Source organism: Enterococcus sp. DIV2385, from assembly GCF_051711925.1.
Taxonomy (GTDB): domain Bacteria; phylum Bacillota; class Bacilli; order Lactobacillales; family Enterococcaceae; genus Enterococcus; species Enterococcus faecalis.
In genome coordinates, this window is record NZ_JBIONV010000001.1 from 509,378 (window position 1) to 529,608 (window position 20,231).

Annotated in this window: 16 protein-coding genes, 1 tRNA gene, 2 pseudogenes and 1 riboswitch; of the genes and pseudogenes, 16 read left to right on the forward strand and 3 right to left on the reverse strand. The window is 36.6% G+C overall.

Annotated features, from left to right (window positions below; translation table 11 throughout):
- Positions 1-114 precede the first annotated feature (114 nt).
- The 6 genes and pseudogenes from IGM04_RS02510 to IGM04_RS02535 all read left to right on the forward strand — a co-directional run bounded on the left by IGM04_RS02510 (position 115) and on the right by IGM04_RS02535 (position 5,714).
- Positions 115-908 (forward strand): annotated as a pseudogene (locus IGM04_RS02510) (YusW family protein).
- Positions 909-1,073: 165 nt separating this feature from the next.
- Positions 1,074-1,961: an RNase adapter RapZ gene (gene rapZ / locus IGM04_RS02515; RefSeq protein WP_002355625.1), complete on the forward strand. Its 888-nt coding sequence runs from the start codon at positions 1,074-1,076 to the stop codon at positions 1,959-1,961.
- Entirely contained in the window at positions 1,961-2,956 is a 996-nt protein-coding gene (locus IGM04_RS02520) for a gluconeogenesis factor YvcK family protein (protein WP_075582851.1), read from the forward strand. Before rapZ ends, IGM04_RS02520 begins: the two co-directional genes overlap by 1 nt.
- Positions 2,957-2,989: 33 nt before the next feature.
- Complete coding sequence (gene whiA / locus IGM04_RS02525; RefSeq protein WP_002358736.1) at positions 2,990-3,925, forward strand: DNA-binding protein WhiA; 936 nt, start codon at positions 2,990-2,992, stop codon at positions 3,923-3,925.
- 233 nt (positions 3,926-4,158) lie between these two features.
- Complete coding sequence (locus IGM04_RS02530) at positions 4,159-5,082, forward strand: DUF7916 family protein (protein ID WP_086317666.1); 924 nt, start codon at positions 4,159-4,161, stop codon at positions 5,080-5,082.
- Between the two features lie 113 nt (positions 5,083-5,195).
- Positions 5,196-5,714 (forward strand): DsbA family protein, encoded by a 519-nt coding sequence (locus IGM04_RS02535; RefSeq protein WP_002413649.1) that lies wholly within the window; start codon positions 5,196-5,198, stop codon positions 5,712-5,714.
- Between the two features lie 44 nt (positions 5,715-5,758).
- On the opposite strand, the gene clpP is transcribed toward IGM04_RS02535, so the two are convergent.
- Complete coding sequence (clpP, locus tag IGM04_RS02540; protein WP_002355633.1) at positions 5,759-6,352, reverse strand: ATP-dependent Clp endopeptidase proteolytic subunit ClpP; 594 nt, start codon at positions 6,350-6,352, stop codon at positions 5,759-5,761.
- Positions 6,353-6,547: 195 nt separating this feature from the next.
- Here clpP and IGM04_RS02545 point away from each other — a divergent pair, with 195 nt between their 5' ends.
- On the forward strand, positions 6,548-7,066 hold the full coding sequence (locus IGM04_RS02545) for a hypothetical protein (protein WP_002355635.1): 519 nt from the start codon (positions 6,548-6,550) through the stop codon (positions 7,064-7,066).
- 20 nt (positions 7,067-7,086) lie between these two features.
- On the opposite strand, the gene IGM04_RS02550 is transcribed toward IGM04_RS02545, so the two are convergent.
- The gene (locus IGM04_RS02550; RefSeq protein ID WP_002383026.1) at positions 7,087-7,491 is read right to left on the reverse strand and encodes a DUF1622 domain-containing protein; all 405 of its coding nucleotides are present in this window, start codon (positions 7,489-7,491) and stop codon (positions 7,087-7,089) included.
- Positions 7,492-7,955: 464 nt separating this feature from the next.
- Here IGM04_RS02550 and IGM04_RS02555 point away from each other — a divergent pair, with 464 nt between their 5' ends.
- The 6 genes and pseudogenes from IGM04_RS02555 to IGM04_RS02580 all read left to right on the forward strand — a co-directional run bounded on the left by IGM04_RS02555 (position 7,956) and on the right by IGM04_RS02580 (position 14,612).
- On the forward strand, positions 7,956-10,844 hold the full coding sequence (locus IGM04_RS02555) for an isopeptide-forming domain-containing fimbrial protein (RefSeq protein WP_086317667.1): 2,889 nt from the start codon (positions 7,956-7,958) through the stop codon (positions 10,842-10,844).
- A 24-nt stretch (positions 10,845-10,868) separates the two neighbouring features.
- A pseudogene (locus tag IGM04_RS02560) lies at positions 10,869-11,251 on the forward strand (bacteriocin).
- Between the two features lie 167 nt (positions 11,252-11,418).
- Positions 11,419-11,928: an SA1002 family membrane protein gene (locus IGM04_RS02565; RefSeq protein WP_002361285.1), complete on the forward strand. Its 510-nt coding sequence runs from the start codon at positions 11,419-11,421 to the stop codon at positions 11,926-11,928.
- 29 nt (positions 11,929-11,957) lie between these two features.
- The gene (locus IGM04_RS02570) at positions 11,958-13,745 is read left to right on the forward strand and encodes a glycerophosphoryl diester phosphodiesterase membrane domain-containing protein (protein WP_010825047.1); all 1,788 of its coding nucleotides are present in this window, start codon (positions 11,958-11,960) and stop codon (positions 13,743-13,745) included.
- 25 nt (positions 13,746-13,770) lie between these two features.
- The gene (locus IGM04_RS02575; protein ID WP_002355645.1) at positions 13,771-14,178 is read left to right on the forward strand and encodes an NUDIX hydrolase; all 408 of its coding nucleotides are present in this window, start codon (positions 13,771-13,773) and stop codon (positions 14,176-14,178) included.
- 233 nt (positions 14,179-14,411) lie between these two features.
- On the forward strand, positions 14,412-14,612 hold the full coding sequence (locus tag IGM04_RS02580) for a cold-shock protein (RefSeq protein WP_002355647.1): 201 nt from the start codon (positions 14,412-14,414) through the stop codon (positions 14,610-14,612).
- A gap of 656 nt (positions 14,613-15,268) precedes the next feature.
- Here IGM04_RS02580 and IGM04_RS02585 read toward each other — a convergent pair.
- A tRNA-Arg gene (locus tag IGM04_RS02585) sits at positions 15,269-15,340 on the reverse strand.
- 58 nt (positions 15,341-15,398) lie between these two features.
- Here IGM04_RS02585 and rpoN point away from each other — a divergent pair.
- The 3 genes from rpoN to metK all read left to right on the forward strand — a co-directional run bounded on the left by rpoN (position 15,399) and on the right by metK (position 20,208).
- Positions 15,399-16,730 carry an RNA polymerase factor sigma-54 gene (rpoN, locus tag IGM04_RS02590; protein WP_002366210.1) on the forward strand — a complete coding sequence of 444 codons (1,332 nt, stop codon included), beginning with the start codon at positions 15,399-15,401 and terminating at the stop codon, positions 16,728-16,730.
- Positions 16,731-16,930: 200 nt separating this feature from the next.
- A complete protein-coding gene (locus tag IGM04_RS02595; RefSeq protein WP_002373449.1) occupies positions 16,931-18,808 on the forward strand; it encodes an acyltransferase family protein in 1,878 nt (625 codons plus the stop codon).
- A gap of 122 nt (positions 18,809-18,930) precedes the next feature.
- Positions 18,931-19,026, forward strand: a riboswitch (SMK box riboswitch).
- Positions 19,024-20,208, forward strand: coding sequence for a methionine adenosyltransferase (gene metK / locus IGM04_RS02600; RefSeq protein ID WP_002355656.1), 1,185 nt, complete (start codon positions 19,024-19,026; stop codon positions 20,206-20,208). Its footprint overlaps the riboswitch before it by 3 nt.
- The last annotated feature ends 23 nt before the right edge of the window (positions 20,209-20,231 follow it).

Below are 20,231 nucleotides of genomic sequence, written 5' to 3' on the forward strand. Positions count from 1 at the left end.
AAAATAACAAATATTTTTTAATAAAAATTAAAAATAAATGTTGACTTAATGTGTAATTAAAAGATATACTATGTTTGTTAACAAAATAACAATGAATACGAAGGGAAGTCTTAAATGAAAAACAAAAAAATAACAACAAGTTTATTAACAGCAGGAATGGTCTTAGCTATCGGAATCACACCTTTTGTACATAGTAACACAATGGAAGCAGCGACCTTAATTTCACAATCAGACCATGAAAAAGTAATGAGCTTTACCAAGAAAGACTTAAAAGAAGCAACGGGCATTCAATTGGAGCCGGCGACAGTACAAGCCGTTCATCAGGAATTAAAGCAACAAATCACCTGGGAAACATTAGGCTATTCCACAATTGATGCGCAAAATATTGCGACACGTTTTACACAAAATACATATCAGGCTCTGGGGATTTTAACAGATATCGCCAACCATTCAGACCTTCAATTGAAAGTCATTACCATTAATAATCCCTATCTAGCAACAGCTAAAATTGGCACCTTTAAGTGGGAAACCGTAACTCCTGAAGTTGGTGGAGACCATGAAACAGCAGACAATGAACTAACCACACCGACACCGACTGTTGCCAGTCTTCAAGAGATTGACGTAGAAATCGAATACGACGAAAATGAAATTGAGTTCACCTATGAAATAAAATCGAACGGAACAATTGAAGCAACGTATGAAGATGAATCTGCTGATTTAGAATTAGAAGGTAAGGCAGCACAAGACAAAATCATGACTCTTTTAGATGGATTGTCAATCAAAACAGCTACAAATGAACAAATTAAAGAACACATTACGAAAAAGTTAGCCATGAATGAATAAGTAAAAAAATTGAATTTGAAGCTAATTTTACTGATAAAACAGAAATTGAGTTTGTATTAAAATAACACACAGTTATACAATATAATTCAGCAATTAAAACAGCGTTGACAAAAATGTCAATGCTGTTTTTCTATGAAAGAATAGAAATCTTTATAAGAATGATTGAAAAGCTTTCTTTGATACGCCCGGGGTGTTATAATATAGTGATGCAAGTGAAGGGAGTGTTGAATATGCCAGAAAATTTACAACTGGTTATTATTACAGGAATGAGTGGCGCTGGAAAAACAGTCGCTGTTCAAAGCTTTGAAGACATGGGCTATTTCTGTATCGACAATTTACCACCAAGCTTAATCCCAAAATTTTGGGAATTAATTAAAGAATCTGGAAAAGTTACCAAGATTGCGTTAGTGATCGATTTACGTTCACGGACCTTCTTTAGAGAAATTCAGGATATGTTAGTCGAACTTGAAAATACTAATTTTATTGATACAACGATTTTATTTTTAGATGCCACCGATGAAGAGTTGGTTTCTCGTTATAAAGAGACACGGCGTGCGCATCCAATGGCGATGGATGGTTTAGTGACAGAAGGTATTCGTAAAGAACGTGCAATGCTGGAAGAAATCAAGGCGGATGCTCAGTTGGTCATTGACACTACGGACTTGTCCCCTCGTCAATTGCGGGAACGTTTGAATAAAGAACTAGCAACGAGAGAGACACACGAATTTCGAGTGGAAATGGTGTCCTTCGGCTTTAAATATGGCTTGCCGATTGATGCAGATATCGTCATGGATGTTCGCTTTTTACCTAATCCCCATTATATTGATGAACTACGGCCGTTAACTGGAATGGATCAACCTGTTTATGATTATGTGATGGGCTTCCCAGAAACAGATGAATTTTATACCAAATTTATCGATTTACTGCGAACAGTCTTACCTGGATATAAAAAAGAAGGTAAAAGTAGCGTCACCATTGCAATTGGCTGTACTGGCGGACAACACCGCTCTGTTGCATTGACAGAACGTGTTGGCGCTGAATTAAAAGAGGAAGATTACCATGTAAATATTACCCACCGCGACCGCTTAAAAAGAAAAGAAACGGTTAATCGCTCTTAATGAAAACCTATCGAATTCGTAAACCGAAGATCGTGGTTGTTGGTGGTGGAACAGGCTTGCCAGTAATTTTGAAAAGTTTAAGAAATCAAAGTGTTGATATTACTGCCGTCGTAACGGTCGCTGATGACGGCGGTAGTAGTGGCGAGCTTCGTTCCTCTATTAATAACATGACACCTCCGGGAGATTTAAGAAATGTTTTAGTGGCATTGTCAGATATGCCACAATTATATGAAGATATTTTTCAATATCGTTTTGATAAATCAGATAGTCATTTTGCCAATCATGCAATCGGTAATTTAATCATTGCTGCTGTCTCAGAAATGAGAGGAAGTACGTATGAAGCGATTCAATTACTTTCAAAAATGATGCATGTTGATGGACGGATTTATCCATCATCAGAACGGCCATTAACGTTACATGCCGTATTTAAAGATGGCTCAGTGGCGGTGGGAGAATCAAAAATTGCACTGGATCGCAAGACGATTGACCATGTGTTTGTAACAAATACACACGGAGAAGACCAGCCAAGAGCTGCGCGTAAAGTCGTCAAAGCAATTGAAGAAGCAGACATGGTCGTGTTAGGACCAGGGAGTCTTTTTACAAGTATTTTACCTAATTTAGTTATTACAGAAATTGGTGAAGCCATCAAACAAACAGCTGCGGAAGTAGTCTATATTTGTAACATCATGACCCAAAAAGGGGAAACGGAACATTTTACGGATGCAGATCATGTTCGTGTCTTAAACGAGCATCTACAAGCGCAGTTTGTTGATACAGTGCTGGTTAATACAGAAAAAGTACCAGAAAATTACATGGATCCTGAAATTTATGATGAATATTTAGTTCAAGTGAAGCATGATTTTCAAGGATTACGTGAAGAAGGTTGCCGAGTCATTTCGACAGACTTTTTAGAATTAAGAGATGGCGGAGTTTTTCATGATGGGGAAAAAGTTGTTGAAGAACTTTTCCGTATCGTATTTGGAACGAAATATTAATTAATCAAAAGAATCAAGAGAGGAGGAGCTTAGATGTCTTTTGCCTCGGATGTCAAAAAAGAGTTAACTGGTTTAGAAGTCCATCGAGAACACGCGAAAGCAGAATTAGCAGCATTAATTCGGATGAACGGCTCACTTAGCTTAGTTAATCAACAGTTTGTCTTGAATGTACAAACGGAAAATGCTGCAATTGCTCGTCGAATGTATTCATTACTGAAAGATCATTACCATGCACAAGCAGAATTATTAGTTCGTAAAAAAATGAAACTAAAGAAAAATAATGTTTACATTGTGCGTCTAAAACAAGATACACAAAAAATTCTAGCTGATTTGGATATTATGGATGGGGTCGTTTTTAATGGCAATGTGTCAAATGAAATCATGGGTAACGCGCAAAAAATGCGTTCCTATTTACGCGGGGCCTTTATGGCTTCTGGCTCAGTTAATAATCCGGAAACAAGTCGCTATCATTTAGAAATTTTTTCAATTTATGAAGAACACAATAATGACATTTGTAAGATGTTGAATTACTATGACTTAAACGCTCGAACATTGGGACGCCGAAATGGGTATATTTGTTATTTAAAAGGTGCTGAAAAAATTGCCGACTTTTTAACATTAATTGGTGCCACGAACTCTATGTTGAAATTTGAAGATGTCCGGATTGTCCGTGATATGCGGAATTCAGTAAACCGTTTAGTAAATTGCGAAACAGCGAATTTAAATAAAACTATTGATGCGGCTTCAAAACAAATTGAAAATATTCAATTTATTGAAAGTACAGTAGGGCTGACGTCATTACCGGAGAAACTTCAGGAAATCGCAGAATTACGGTTAGAGTATCCGGAAGTTAGTCTCAAAGAACTAGGGGAAATGATTCCTTCAGGAGCTATTTCTAAGTCAGGTATTAATCATCGTATTCGAAAAATTAATGAATTTGCAGAAAAATTACGAGAAAAAAGTGCGTAACTTTTCTGCTCCAGAAGTGAAGAATAACATTTCCGTTTGAAGTGCTATCCTTCACTTTTTCTTTAAGCGTGTAAAAAAAATTAAAGTGTGCAAAAAGTGTGTAGCACTGAAATGTAGTGTTGACCTGTGGTTTAAAGAAAGGACGTTGGCACGAATGTTGCATGTAATAAAATGCAAGCGATTACTTATTGCTGTTTTTAACTAAAACATTAAAAACTATTGGAGGGGTCAAAATGGTTCAACGATTAATTAGTGCAAATGCATCAGAAATCAAACGGATGTCAAAAGAAGAGCTGTTTCAGAGTATTAAAGCGAGCGAAGGGCGCGTAATTTTATCGGAAAATGTGGTAGTTCATCCATCCGTAGCAGGTGATATCACTTGTGCGGAAATGTCAAAAGCATATGGCGCAGACATGATTTTATTGAATGTTTTCGATGTTAATCAACCGATTGTAGTAGCCGCTTATGAAGGGCAATATACTGCGGAAACATGTGTCCCTAATGATGAGGTTGTTCATCGTTTGAAAGAACTAGTCGGTTTACCGATTGGCATGAATGTCGAACCTGTTGATGAAAATTTAGACTTAGCTTCAACGAGAGTTTCGATTGAACCAGGTAGAAAAGCATCAGCAGCTACTTTCAAAAAAGCCAATGAACTGGGTTTGGATTTTATCTTATTGACAGGTAATCCAGGAACTGGCGTGACCAACGACTTGATTGCTAAGAACGTGGCCTTAGCCAAAAAACATTTTGATGGCATCATTATTGCCGGAAAAATGCACAGTTCAGGCGTAGATGAACCAGTGGTCAGTTTAAAATCAGCTGAACAATTTATTGAAGCGGGCGCTGATATTGTCTTAGTCCCAGCAGTCGGCACGGTTTGGGGCATCGATGATCAACAAGTCAAAGAAGTTGTGAATTTTGCACATTCAAAAGGAAAATTAGTTATGAGTGCCATTGGAACTTCACAAGAAAGTGCTCAACCTGAAGTTATCCAAGCAATCGGCATTAGAAATAAAATTTTAGGCGTAGATATTCAACATATTGGCGATGCCAATATGGGCTTAGTTGGTATTGAAAATATTAAAGAGCTTTCTGATGCGATACGTGGGAAAAGACATACTGTTGCTAGAATGGCTCGTTCGATTAATCGTTAAAAAAGTGAACAGAGGCACGAATTCAGAAAATTTGAATTCGTGTCTTATGATTTTTTTATTGAAAAACGGTATACTAAAAGAGAAATAAAGGTTTGAAAGGATGAGGTTTTTTTATGGATATTTCAGTAATTGATGCAACAAAAGTTAACACAGAAACAGGGCTTCACATTGGTGAGCGCAATGCCCCTGTCAAAATGATAGAATTTATCAATGTTCGCTGTCCTTATTGCAGAAAATGGTTTGAAGAGTCTGAGGAACTGTTAGCACAATCTGTCAAAAGTGGTAAAGTTGAACGTATCATTAAGTTGTTTGATAAAGAAAAAGAAAGTTTACAACGCGGCAATGTGATGCATCACTACATTGACTATTCAGCGCCTGAACAAGCGCTGTCAGCATTGCATAAAATGTTTGCTACGCAAGATGAATGGGGAAACTTAACCTTAGAAGAAGTAGCGACGTATGCTGAAAAAAATCTTGGCTTAAAAGAACAAAAAGATGCAACGCTTGTTTCCGCAGTGATTGCTGAAGCCAATGCGGCGCACATTCAATTTGTACCAACGATCATCATTGGTGAGCATATCTTTGACGAAAGTGTCACTGAAGAAGAATTACGAGGATACATTGAAAAATAAAAAAATGGAAACAGCGACTGTCGCTGTTTCCATTTTTTTTATTTTTAATTTAAGGCGCTACTATTTTCCATTACTTCATCGATTAAACCATATTCTTTTGCTTGTTCGGCAGTCATATAGTTATCACGATCGGTATCACGTTCAATCACTTCAATTGGTTGGCCAGTTCGTTCAGCTAAAATTGAATTTAAACGTTGACGAGTGTCTAAAATGTGACGAGCAGCAATTTCAATTTCTGTTGCTTGCCCTTGAGCGCCACCAAGTGGTTGGTGAATCATGATTTCCGCATTTGGTAAAGCGAAACGTTTGCCTTTTTGACCAGCTGTTAATAAGAAGCTACCCATAGAAGCCGCCATTCCTAATACGATCGTTTGGACATCTGCTTTAACGAAATTCATGGTATCGAAAATCGCTAAGCCTGCAGAAACGCTGCCACCAGGAGAGTTAATGTACAAGTAAATGTCTTTTTCTGAATCTTGGGCATCTAAGAATAATAACTGTGCAATCACTGAGTTTGCCACATTATCATCGATAGGGCCGCTTAGCATAATGATGCGGTCTTTTAATAAACGAGAGTAAATGTCATAAGCACGTTCACCGCGAGATGATTGTTCAATAACTGTTGGAATTAAATTCATAAGTAAATCCTCCTATATAAAGAAACTTTTAAAGTCATTCTATCACAAAGCACTTTGAATGCCTATGAAAAGTATACCTCTTTGGTCAATAAAGGTCAACGAAGTCGCTTGAAAAATTTTGTGTCATTTTTTATCCGAAACTTTTGGATTATGTTATACTAAAATGGAAAATTAGAAAAGAGCGAGGGGAAAAATATGTTTGTTTTTATCGCCGGAATGGTCGGTGTAATCGTCGGTGCGCTAATAGTCACAGCAAGTGCCGCCTTACATTCATCTTACAAAGAGCGAAAAGAAGTACGTTATCGTGAACTAGAACATTTGGTTAAAGAAATTGAATCATTGAATTTATTAAATAAAAAAGTCAAAGAAATTTTACAAAAGCGTGAATTATATATAGACAGATCAATTGAATACTTATCGATGGATGATTGTTTCATCAGCATCGATGATTTTATTTATTTGGAATCATTTTCTGCTCAAAATAATTTTTACTTACCGACGTACTTAATTGAAGAATTTTTCAAAAAAATTGCGCATCGTAAAGTCATTTTGACGGCCAGCGAAGTTGCTGAAATGGGTGGTCACACCTATAAAGGCGGCCGTGTTATTTTAGAAAATTTTTCAGACGAAATTTTAGCAATTATTGAAGATAAAAAACGTAAAATGCAGCGTTTGTCTAACGAACCACTTCATTATTTTAAAGCGATTAAATAAAAAAAGAACCAGCGTACCCGCTAATTTTTTGGGGTATCTGGTTCTTTTTCTTGTTGTTCCATATCGGTCATAGTGTCTTCAATTTCTTTATGTAAGAAATAAGAAATAACTGTACGAATGATCACCAAGGTTGCCAATTTCAAAATATCTTGAAAAGTTGGTTTGACAATGGATTCAATAATATCAGCAGCAATTAAAATTTCTAAACTTAACAGAATGTAGCTACCAAGGAAGTTTTTGATGAACGTATTCATTTTGGTTAAGGTAAAGCGGCTTTGATTTTGTCGTTCACTTTTAATGAAATCTTTTCCTGCTAAACAAACACCCCAAACTAAAACAATAATCGAAAAAACATTCAGTCCTAAAATACATAGCTCAAAAAGTGGGGTTAAAAGCGTCATTAACTGATGGGGCCACTCATTCATCGTATTCACTCCTACCAAAAAGCCTTTTCTTTAACTATAACGAAACGGTTGACTAACGTCAAATATTGTTGAAATAAACGGGCTAAACTATTCAGCTTATAGAACAAAACTAAGAAAATTATGAATAGCATCTAACAATTAAGTAAAAGGACTGTAAAGGTTCTTTTACTTTTTTTGTGTAAAAAAAGAGTCTTAAAAGGAATCAAGTAGCAAAAAGTAAGTGAAAACCAACTTTGTCAGTGGATAGTCTTTTCATTAATTTTTAAAAGACAAATTTTACGTTTTCAAGAGCCGAATACTGCCAAGTTTTAGCCTATAAAGGTGATAGAATCAGAAATTGAGTAAGAGATGTGTCACAAAAACAAGGGGACACATCGACTTGATGAAAGATTTAAGGAGCTGTAGTTGAAGTAAAGAGAAGCAAGTGTCCCAAACACTAGCGAAAGAAAATAGGGAGGATTAAAATGTTTAAGAAAGCAACGAAATTATTATCGACAATGGTGATTGTCGCTGGAACAGTTGTGGGAAATTTCAGTCCCACATTGGCTTTAGCTGAAGGAGCGGTTAAAGCAGGAGATACAGAAGGAATGACCAATACGGTGAAAGTGAAAGACGACAGTCTGGCTGATTGTAAACGGATATTGGAAGGACAAGCTACTTTCCCAGTTCAAGCGGGTGAAACGGAACCAGTCGATTTAGTAGTTGTTGAAGATGCCAGTGGTAGTTTTTCAGATAATTTTCCACATGTAAGACAAGCGATTGATGAAGTGGTTCAAGGCTTATCTGATCAAGACCGCGTGATGCTGGCTTCATATCGCGGCGGAAAACAATTTATGTTTCCTGATGGAAAGACAAAAATTAATTCAGCTGATTATGATATGAATGTGCGCGTCAATACGCAATTGACTTATGATAAAAGCCAATTTGTCTCTGGTTTTGGAGACGTTCGGACGTATGGTGGTACGCCAACCGCCCCAGGATTGAAACTCGCTTTAGATACGTACAATCAAACCCACGGAGATTTAACGAATCGAAAAACGTATTTCCTATTAGTGACAGATGGGGTCGCTAATACACGTTTAGATGGTTACTTGCATAAAACCAATACCAATGATTCAATCAATGAATATCCAGATCCAAGACATCCTCTTCAAGTCTCAGTGGAATATAGTAATGACTACCAAGGTGCAGCAGCAGAAGTTTTAGCGTTAAACCAAGAAATTACTAACCAAGGATATGAAATGATTAATGCGTATTGGGAAAGTGTTGAATCTTTAAGTTCAGTGAATTCATACTTTGATAAATATAAAACAGAAGTGGGTCCTTTTGTAAAACAAGAGTTGCAACAAGGATCTAGCACACCAGAAGATTTTATTACAAGCCAATCTATTGATGATTTTACAACCCAATTAAAACAAATTGTCAAAGATCGTCTGGCTCAATCGACACCAGCAACAGCTTCATTAACAATTGCTGATCAATTTGACATTCAATCGGCGACCGCTACGGACGATGCTGGAAATGATGTGCCTGTTCAAATTAACGGACAAACCATTTCGGCAACTAGTACAGAAGGTTACGTAGGAAACATCACGATTCACTACGAAGTCAAAGAAAATACAGCGATTGATGCAGCAACCCTTGTAAGTAGTGGGACAATGAATCAAGGAACAATTGCTAAGGAATTTCCAGAAGCGATGATTCCTAAAAATGACAATGCGCATGCGTGTGACGTGACGCCAGAAGATCCAACGATTACAAAAGATATCGAAAATCAAGAACACTTAGATTTAACCAATCGTGAAGATAGTTTCGATTGGCATGTCAAAACAGCCTTTGGCAACGAAACCAGTACTTGGACCCAAGCCAGCATGGTGGATGACATTAATAAAGTGCTAGATATCATTGATGTGAAAGTCACCGACGAAAATGGTAAAGATGTTACAGCTAACGGCACAGTAACACAAGAAAATAACAAAGTAACTTTTGAAATGAACAAACAAGCAGACAGCTATGACTATTTAAGTGGTCATACGTATACAATGACTATCACCACTAAAATTAAAACTGACGCAACGGACGAAGAATTAGCGCCTTATATTGAACAAGGCGGGATTCCCAACCAAGCCGACTTAAACTTTGGCAATGAAGGTGACGTGTTACATTCCAACAAACCAACGGTAACACCACCGCCAGTTGATCCAAATATTGCTAAAGACGTCGAAGGTCAAGATCATTTAGACTTAACCAACCGTGACCAAGCATTCAAATGGAACGTCAAAGCAGCTTTCGGTAATGAAACAAGCACATGGACCCAAGCTAGCATGGTAGATGACATTAATAAAGTGTTAGACATCACAGACGTGAAAGTCACTGACGAAACTGGCGCCGACGTAACCGCCAATGGAACAGTGGCACAAGACGGCAACAAAGTAACCTTTACTATGAACAAAAAAGATGACAGCTACTCTTACTTAGCTGGTCATACATACACAATGACTATTACAACTAAAATTAAAACTGACGCAACGGACGAAGAATTAGCGCCTTACATTGAACAAGGCGGAATTCCCAACCAAGCGGACTTGAACTTTGGTAACGAAGGTGACGTGTTACATTCCAACAAACCAACGGTAACACCACCTGCACCAACACCAGAAGATCCAACGATTACAAAAGATATCGAAGGTCAAGATCACTTAGATTTAACCAACCGCGACCAAGCATTTAAATGGAACGTCAAAACAGCTTTCGGTAACGAAACAAGCACTTGGACCCAAGCTAGCATGGTGGATGACATTAATAAAGTGTTAGACATTGTAGACGTGAAAGTTACTGATGAAAATGGTAAAGATGTTACAGCCAACGGCATAGTAACGCAAGAAAATAACAAAGTAACCTTTACTATGAACAAAAAAGATGACAGCTACTCATACTTAGCTGGACATACCTATACCATGACCATTACAACCAAAATTAAAGCTGACGCAACGGATGAAGAATTAGCGCCTTATATTGAACAAGGTGGCATTCCCAACCAAGCCGACTTAAACTTTGGCAATGAAGGTGACGTGTTACATTCCAACAAACCAACAGTGACACCGCCTGCACCAACACCAGAAGATCCAAAAAAACCTGAACCTAAACAACCGCTAAAACCGAAAAAACCGTTGACGCCTACAAATCATCAAGCACCAACGAACCCAGTCAATTTTGGAAAATCAGCAAGTAAAGGAATTCATTTACCAATGACTAATACAACAGTAAATCCACTTTACATGATCGCAGGTTTAATTGTCCTTATAGTGGCTATTAGCTTTGGCATAACAAAAAATAAAAAAAGAAAAAATTAGACAAACTAAAAAGGAAGAAAAAACATGAATAAAAAAATTTCGTTCAGTCTGTTAATTTTGTTACTTAGTTTGTTGGTAGGTTTTACATTTATTCCGCATAAAAAGGAATTAAGTTTCAATGAGTATCAAGAAAAAAACACTCTGGCGAAACATTTTATGTTGTTTTAAAAAAGAAAAACTGTTCAGATTGTCAGGATTTCGAGAAACTATTGCAAGCACCTAAACAGGTTTACTATGTAGAATTAACCAACAAAGAGACCATGAAGGAATGGTCAACATTTATCCGAGAAAATAAAGTTTTACATGTGCCATCTATGTTTAAAATAGATAACGGCCATCTCAAGAAAATTGATGGAGAAGGAGATGCGAATCAATTATTCGCAAACTATCAAAAAATAACGAAGTAAAAAGAATAAAAAGACAAGACAAGTTTCCTTTATTAGGAAACTTGTCTTTTTTATAGTGTTAGTCGTTTATTAAATAACATGTGAAATGTTTTACAAATCCATTTTAGTTTGATAAAATAAACGCGAACATATGAATTTGTTTTCATTTGTTTTGGGAGGAGGAACGAATGATTGAATTGATTTTACTTTTGTCGGTGATTCTTTTAGGTTTATTGATTGGAAATAAAAGAGTTGATAAGTGGCTTTTTCTTAAGGCATTACTTTTGTTTTCTGTTATGCTAAGTGTGAGCATCTTAATTTCGGTAGCTATGTATTTATTATTAACAATGGGCGTTGCAAACGTAATAGGGCAGCGGTTAGAGTCGTTATTTCTTTTAGGGATAGTCGTTATCATCAGTACGAGTCTTTTGTTATATTTTTTATTGAATTTAACGACGAAAAAAATTGTTTTACCCATCGCTTTAATGAAAATAATTGAATATTATATTCAATGGGTATTGATTTATGTTACTATTTATCAAGTGATTTTTGATCAGTTTATTGTTTCTTCAGAAGTAAAAAATACGTTACAAGGGACTATTGATGAGCCAGTCGCAATCATTATTGTTATTTTGCCATCATTTATTTCAATTTGGATTGCCGTTGTTTTATTTAGGATTCGTATGGAAGAACTTTAATCAGATACTTTTAGAATGGAGGAGTTTGTATGTCTGCTTGGCAAACATTTAAAAATGGAACAAGGCAATTTTTTAAAGACATCTTGCAGTACTTATGGTTATTTTTTACTTTAAATGTCTTATTATTATTGGTGGGTGGGGCTTTTAGTTGGGCTACTTCCAACGCACTAAAAACTCAAGGTATTCCTTATCTTTCGTTTAATAACCTGAATTTATTGTTAGAAAAGCCGCTTGCTCTGGTGTTATTAATTCTCTTGTTGTTACTTTTTTTAGGTGCAGTTTTTTATCAGTTTACCTTTTTATTATTAGGGATTTTTCAAATACGGCAAGACCATCGCTTTCATTTTAAAGGAGTTACCAAGGCATCTTTTAAGGTTCTTAAAAAGCAAGGTGCCCGTTCGTGGTTATTCTTTTTCGGTTATTTTGTTGTCATTGTCCCTTTTGGTAACCTGATTTTCCAAAGTAATCTATTGACGAAATTTGTGATTCCAGATTTTATTGTTGAATTTTTGTCCCAACGAATTCCTTACTTGGTTGGGTTACTGGCCTTTGGGTTATTAGTCTGGTATTTAGCTATTCGTTTCATTTACACGCTTCCATTAATGATTCTGGAGAGAAAAAAAGCGGGCGAGGCAGTTAAGGCTAGTTGGTCAATGACAAACAAACGATTATGGTTCATTATTCGTAATATTGCATTTGTGACGATCGCGGTATTTGTTTCAACGTATGTTATTTATGTGTTACTTTATCTTCTACAGTTGAAGTTAGATACCTTGAGCGATACCATTAGCTTGCTAGGTGGTATTTTAAATTTAACGGTTGTCCAATTTTTACAGTTTGTCTCTAATGCTTGGCTTTCAGTATTACTGATTAATTTCTTATATACACAATTAAATGTTCAAGCAGAAACGACGACAAAAGTTGCCTTTGACAAAGAAACGAAACGTAATAAATTAGTGACTATCGGGATGGGCCTAGGACTATTCACCATTTTTGGCGGCTATATAATTTTCAATGCTGTTTACTTAACAGGGCTATTAGAATCAAAACCTTTGATTATTTCGCATCGAGGGGTCACCAATAGTAATGGCGTGCAAAATACTATTCCTGCTATGGAAAGAACCATTAAATTTAAACCAGATTATATTGAAATTGATGTTCAAGAAACCAAAGACCATCAATTTGTTGTGATGCATGATGCAAACCTTAAAGAACTCGCCGGCGTTGATGGCACGCCGCAAGAATTTACGTTGGCTGAATTAACAAAAATGACCGTTAAAGAAAATGGCCAAGAAGCACCAATTGCCAGCTTTGATGATTATTTAGCGAAAGCAAACCAAGCCAAACAAAAATTACTAGTAGAAATTAAAACGTCTAAACAAGATAGTCAAGGTGCGCTTTCTAACTTTATTGAAAAATATGAACGTCCTTTGATAAAGAATAACCATCAGGTTCAATCTCTCGACTACAATGTGATCAAAGCGTTTAAAAAAGCCAAATCAAAAGTAAAAGTTAGTTTTATTTTGCCCTATAATTTCACTTTTCCAGAAACACAAGCTGATTTGTATACAATGGAAGCTACCACGTTGAACGATACCTTCATTTTAAAAGCTGACCAACAGAAAAAAGCAGTTTATGCTTGGACAGTTAATGACTCAGAGGTACTAAGTAAAATGCTCTTTATGGACGTTGCTGGAGTGATTACCGATGATTTGGAGCTAGTCAATGAAGAAGTCAATGACTTTGAAAAAAATCCATCGTATGCGGATCGTATTTTGCATTATATTTTTATGCTGCCAAGTGTGGCTTCTCAATAAAAAATGAAGAAGAGGGTTAAACGAAATGAAAAAAGAATTTTCGCGAGTACTTCTTAAAAATCAATCTGATGAAATTCTTATTTTAAAAGATCGGCCAGACACATGGAATTTCCCTGGCGGAAAACAAGAACTTGGTGAATCAGCGCTGGAATGTGCGATTCGTGAAATGAAAGAAGAATTAGCAGTGGAAATTACTGAACTTGAAGAAATTTTTACTGGACCACTCGTTTTTGATTCAATCGTTTGGCAAGGACATTTTTATTTTGCTAAACAAGCCCAAGGAAAAGTTACGCTGAACGAACCAAATAAAATTAAAGGCGTACAATTTATTAAGCGGTTTGAGGAAGTAAATTTTTCACCAGGATTAGCTCCGCTATTTGATTATTTGGCGTGTAGCGATTATTTAAAGTTAAACAAAACTAACTGGAAATAGAAAGAATAGGAGTGTCTTTTGCTAGGGCTTTGTCAAGCGCATCTTTGATTATTTTAGAAAGTCCAAGGAAAAGTCGTGGGCATTGTTTATTCCTAATAAATGTGTTATAGTAACCAAGTAATCAATTTTGATAAGTAATTTGAGTTATATATTTAAAAACTATACTTCTCCTTTTGCCACTCAACATTTTTTGCAATAACTTGCATATTTTTATGCACTAGGAGGAAATATATATGAACAACGGTACAGTAAAATGGTTTAACGCAGACAAAGGTTTTGGATTTATTACAGGTGAAGATGGCAATGATGTATTTGCACATTTTTCAGCTATTCAATCAGATGGATTTAAAACTTTAGACGAAGGCCAAGCAGTAACTTTTGATACTGAAGAAGGTCCACGCGGCTTACAAGCAACGAACATCGTAAAAGCTTAATAATGAATGAAAACGGACCACGTGTTGGTCCGTTTTTTTGATAGCTGTTGTCTGATCTCGCCATTAATTACATAGCAAAACAAAGCAGAGGCCATTTAAAGGAGGAGAATCTGAAGATGACCTTAACTGAGCTGTTACTTGTAAGTGGATTATTTTGGCTAGTAATCATAATTGGTGTGATTGCGGGTAGCATATTTCTAATTAAGTATTTTAGAGGTCGGAGCTGAACGGTTCTGTTCTCGCCAATTATCAGGTTTTAAGCCTGGGACAAAAATCCAAAGTGATTTTTGCCCCAGGTTCTTTATTTAATTAGGATATCAAGTTTTAGGTAAAATAATTAACAAATTAAAAGCAATTTACTATATAATCAGAAAGGGATCTTTAAGAGAGAAGCAGGTGTTTGCTTGTCTTAATACTTTGTTTAGCAGATAGAAAAAGGAAACGTTATGCGTTACAATAGGAACGGAGGAATTTTAACCTTATTGGATTTGTAGCTGAAGCAGAACAAATATTGTTGCGTTAAGTGCGATTGAGCTTGCCACAAGCAACATTTAAAAAAACTACGGATAGAAAAATCATTCCTAAACAAGAAAAAAACACTCTTTAGATGAATAAAGAGTGTCCAGAAACGTTGATAAATCAACATATTTAAATAACGCGCCCTGAGGGAATCGAACCCCCGTCTCAAGAACCGGAATCTTACGTGATATCCACTACACTAAGGGCGCGGCACGAATACTAGTTTAGCTGATATTGACAAAAATTACAAGAGGGAGGACGAAAATAATGAAATTTGAGCAACGAATGTCCCAACAACAAAAACAAGTCCAGAAGTTGGCCATGACTCAACAGCTTCAACAATCCATTCAAATTTTACAATTTAACACGGAAGAACTCGCTGCCTTTGTTGAAGCGAAAGCACTAGAGAATCCATTAATTGATTTACAAGTAGACACGCAGTACACCACAGATTTTCCGATAACTAGTCGTTCTTACACCAACCAAGACGAAGAAAATAATTATATGAATCAAATTCCAGACTATCATTTATCATTATTTGAGTCTTTAATTGATCAAATTCATTTGAATTACCGCGATACATACTTGCGAACATTGGTTTTGTTTTTAGTAGAATATATAGACGTGAATGGTTATTTAACGATTTCGTTAGAAGAAGCGGCAGAGAAAACCGAAGCAAGCGCCATTCAAATGCTAGATGCATTAACTTTGTTACAACAGCTAGATCCAGCAGGTGTGGGGGCACGCAATTTACAAGAATGTTTGATGCTACAAACAGAACGAGACGATACCGCGCCTAATTTAGCGTATATTTTATTGGAGGAAGAGTTTGATGCCTTAGTGAGTCGTAAATGGGGCCCGTTAGCTAAAAAATTTGGGATTGAATTAGCAGAAATTCAATTGATTTTTGATTATATACAAACGTTATCGCCAGCGCCAGGGAATATTTTTGATGCGACCGAGGAATTGTATATTCGACCAGATTTAACTGTCCGAATCAAGGAAGATCGAATAGTGGTGATTTCCAACAAAGCCGGTCGACCGACATTAAATTTTCAAGAAAATTATTTCAAACGAATGCAAGAGACTGACGACAAAGAAGTCCAAGAATATATTAAGGATAAGAAAAACGAATTTGAATGGTTAGAGCGCGCAGTGAATCAGCGGGGGGATACAATTTTACGTGTAGGGCAAGAAATTGTGCGCCGCCAAGAAGCCTTCTTTTTAGAAGCAGATCGGCCATTAAAACCAATGACTTTAAAAGAAATTGCGGATGCTTTGTCTATTCATGAATCGACAGTTAGTCGTGCGGTCAATGGAAAATATCTAGAAACCACGTTTGGCGTCTTTGAATTGCGCTCATTCTTCTCCACAAGTATTCTTTCATCAGAAGAAGATGGCGAGGATGTCTCAACAACGATGGTTAAAAAGCAACTACAAAAATTAATTGATGAAGAAGTAAAAAGTAAACCGTTATCTGATCAAAAATTAGTCGAGCGATTAAAAGATTCAGGCATGGAAATATCCCGGCGAACGGTGGCAAAGTATCGTGAAGCCTTAGGGATTCCATCTTCATCTAAACGAAAACGATATGAGTAAACAACCAAAGCTTATGAGTGATTTTCATAAGCTTTGGTTGTTTTTTTACAATTTAAAAAATGTTGGTTTTTTGAATTGTAAAAAAAGCCTAAAGGAGGCAAAGTTTGCTTGCCATTTCCTAGGAAAAAACGTATATTAAAGTTACTTGCTTCTTTAAATAAAGGAAAAGAATAATTTTATAGAAAAGTTGGAAAGCACAAATGAATCAGACAGCAAATAGCAAGAAAAAACGCTATATTACAGGTTTTGATGGCATTCGGACGATCGCTGTAATTGGCGTGATTTTGTATCACCTTTTTCCCCAAGTCATGCGAGGTGGCTACTTAGGTGTTCCGATTTTCTTTGTTGTTTCAGGTTATCTTATTAACGACTTGTTGCGGCAAGAATGGGCAGAAAATCAGACCATTGATTTAAAAGGATTTTATGTGCGAAGGATGAAACGGCTGTATCCAGCATTAATTGTGATGCTTTTAAGTGCAGTTAGTTATATTACACTCTTTCAGCAGGATTTATTAAACAATATTCGCAGCGTTGTCGCTAGTAGTGTTTTTTATTACAACAACTGGTGGCAAATTTTTAAAGGGTTTTCTTATTTTGATGGATTTGCGACACAATCGCCATTTGTACATATTTGGTCATTGGCAGTTGAAGCGCAAAATTATTTAATTTGGCCATTACTTTTTATTCTTCTGGAACGCTTTGTTCGTAAGCGCGGTCGAATTTTCAGTTTAGTTTTAATCGGCGCCTTAATTTCGGTGACGCTGATGGCCGTTTTATATGTTCCTGGCGCAGATCCTACACGTGTCTATTATGGAACAGACACACGTGTTTTTTCTATTTTACTAGGTAGTGCATTGGCGTATGTTTGGCCAAGCACACGTTTGAAAGAAGAAATTCCAGAAGCCTCTAAAAAAATCTTAAATGGCGCTGGTTTAAGTGCCTTAGTTCTTTTAGTGTTAGCCTTTTTAACATTATCAGATCATACAAATTTTGTTTATTACGGCGGCATGTTTTTAATTAGTTTGGCAGCCACTGTCTTAGTGGCTGTCACTGCACATCCAGGGGCAGATATGAATCGTTGGTTAACGAATCCAGTCTTTACGTGGATAGGTAAACGGAGTTATGGCATTTACTTGTATCAATTCCCAATCATGATTTTTTATGAGGCCAAAATTAAGACCTTATCGGACCATGTTTTTCTACATTCATTGGTTGAAATAGCATTAATTTTAGTAGTGAGCGAATTGTCATATCGTTTTATCGAACATCCACTGACACGATTGTCTTATAAGGATGTCTGGACTCAATTCACTGAGTTTTTACGGAAACCGTGGGACCTTCGTGAAAAAGGGACAATGGCCTTTATGACAGTGATTAGCGTGATTGCAGTATTCGGTTTAATTGTGGCTCCAGCAAACGCTAAAAGTGCGCAACAAGAGCAACTAGAAAAAAATATTGCGAAAAATCAGCAAAAAATTGAAGAACGTAAAAAAGAAGTCCAAGAAAGTGGCACGAAAAATAGTAGCACGTCCACAGAAAGTAGTACAAAACCGAGTGAAAGCCAAGATGTTCTACCCACACAACTCACACCAGAGCAAGTAAAAAAAGCGCAGAATTTAGAAATCACAACTATTGGTGATTCTGTTATTCTAGATGGTGCTAGCGGGTTACAAGATATTTTTCCTAAAATGATTATCGATGGGGAAGTGGGCCGTCAATTGTATAGTAGCATTTCACTAATTGGTGAACTAGACAAAAAGAAAATGCTCAAAGATACTGTTTTAGTGAGTTTAGGTACGAATGGTCCTTTTACAGAGGCACAATTTGATGAATTTATGAAAGCGTTAGGTAATCGAAAAGTTTATTGGATTAATGTTCGCGTCCCAACTAGAAGATGGCAAAATCAAGTGAATAGTTTACTTAGTCAAATGGACAAAAAATACGATAACTTAACGGTCATTGACTGGTTTAATTATAGTAACGCCCATGATGATTGGTTTTATGATGACCGAGTTCATCCAAATGTGGCAGGTGGCGAGCAATATACACACTTTATCGCGGAGAAAATTTTACAGTAGCAAGAAACTTCCAGCTCAGATGAAAGGGGCTGGAAGTTTTTTGTTATAGGAAAAGCAAATATAGGTAATTTAATGATTTTCTTGAAAACCTAAGCTTTTTTTTTAGATATCTGGTATACTGTTTTTGTTACAAGTTCCCGAAAGGATTTAGCAAGTAATTGTCGTTACTTACTAAAGATGCCTTGTAACCGAAACTATTTAGGGGGAATAACATTATGACAGAAAGACATTTATTTACATCAGAATCCGTTTCAGAAGGACATCCAGATAAGGTAGCTGACCAAGTCAGTGATGCAATTTTAGATGCGATTTTGGAGAAAGATCCGATGGCCCGCGTGGCATGTGAAACATCCGTAACAACTGGTTTAGTCCTAGTATTTGGAGAAATTTCTACAACAGCTTATGTAGATATCCAAAAAATTGTTCGTCAAACTGTGAAAGATATTGGTTATACACGAGCAAAATATGGATTTGATGGAGAGACTGTCGCAGTTCTTGTAGCAATCGATGAGCAATCACCTGATATCGCTCAAGGGGTTGACGCAGCCTTAGAAGTGCGTGATCAAGATGAAAAAGACGATATTGGCGCTGGTGACCAAGGCTTAATGTTTGGTTTTGCCGTTGACGAAACACCGGAATTAATGCCATTACCGATCGCGTTAAGTCATCGTTTGGTTCGCCGTTTAGCAGAATTGCGGAAGGAAAAAGTCTTACCTTACTTACGTCCTGATGCAAAATCTCAAGTAACAGTGGAATATGATGATCAAGGTCAACCACAACGTGTGGATACGATTGTCATCAGTACACAACATGATGATGAAACAACCTTAGAACAAATCGAAAAAGACATTAAAGAACAAGTAATCAATGAGGTGATTCCTCATGAACTTTTAGATGATGAAACAAAATACTTTATCAACCCAACTGGTCGCTTTGTAATCGGTGGCCCTCAAGGAGATGCCGGCTTAACTGGTCGTAAAATTATCGTTGATACTTATGGCGGTTATGCTCGTCATGGCGGCGGTGCTTTTTCTGGAAAAGATGCAACCAAAGTTGACCGCTCTGCTAGTTATGCTGCGCGTTATATCGCGAAAAACATTGTTGCTGCTGGTTTGGCGAAAAAAGTAGAAGTCCAATTAGCTTATGCAATTGGTGTGGCGCAACCAGTGTCTATTTCTATTAATACGTTTGGTACGAGTGATCTTCCAGAAAGTAAATTAATCGAAGCAGTTCGTAAAAACTTTGATTTACGTCCAGCAGGTATTATTGAAATGCTAGATTTACGTCGCCCAATTTATAAACAAACTGCGGCTTATGGTCATTTTGGTCGAACAGATATTGATTTACCGTGGGAACAAACAGATAAAGTTGAAGCGTTAAAAGCTAGTTTAGCTGAATAATTAAATAAAAAAAACAAGAAGTC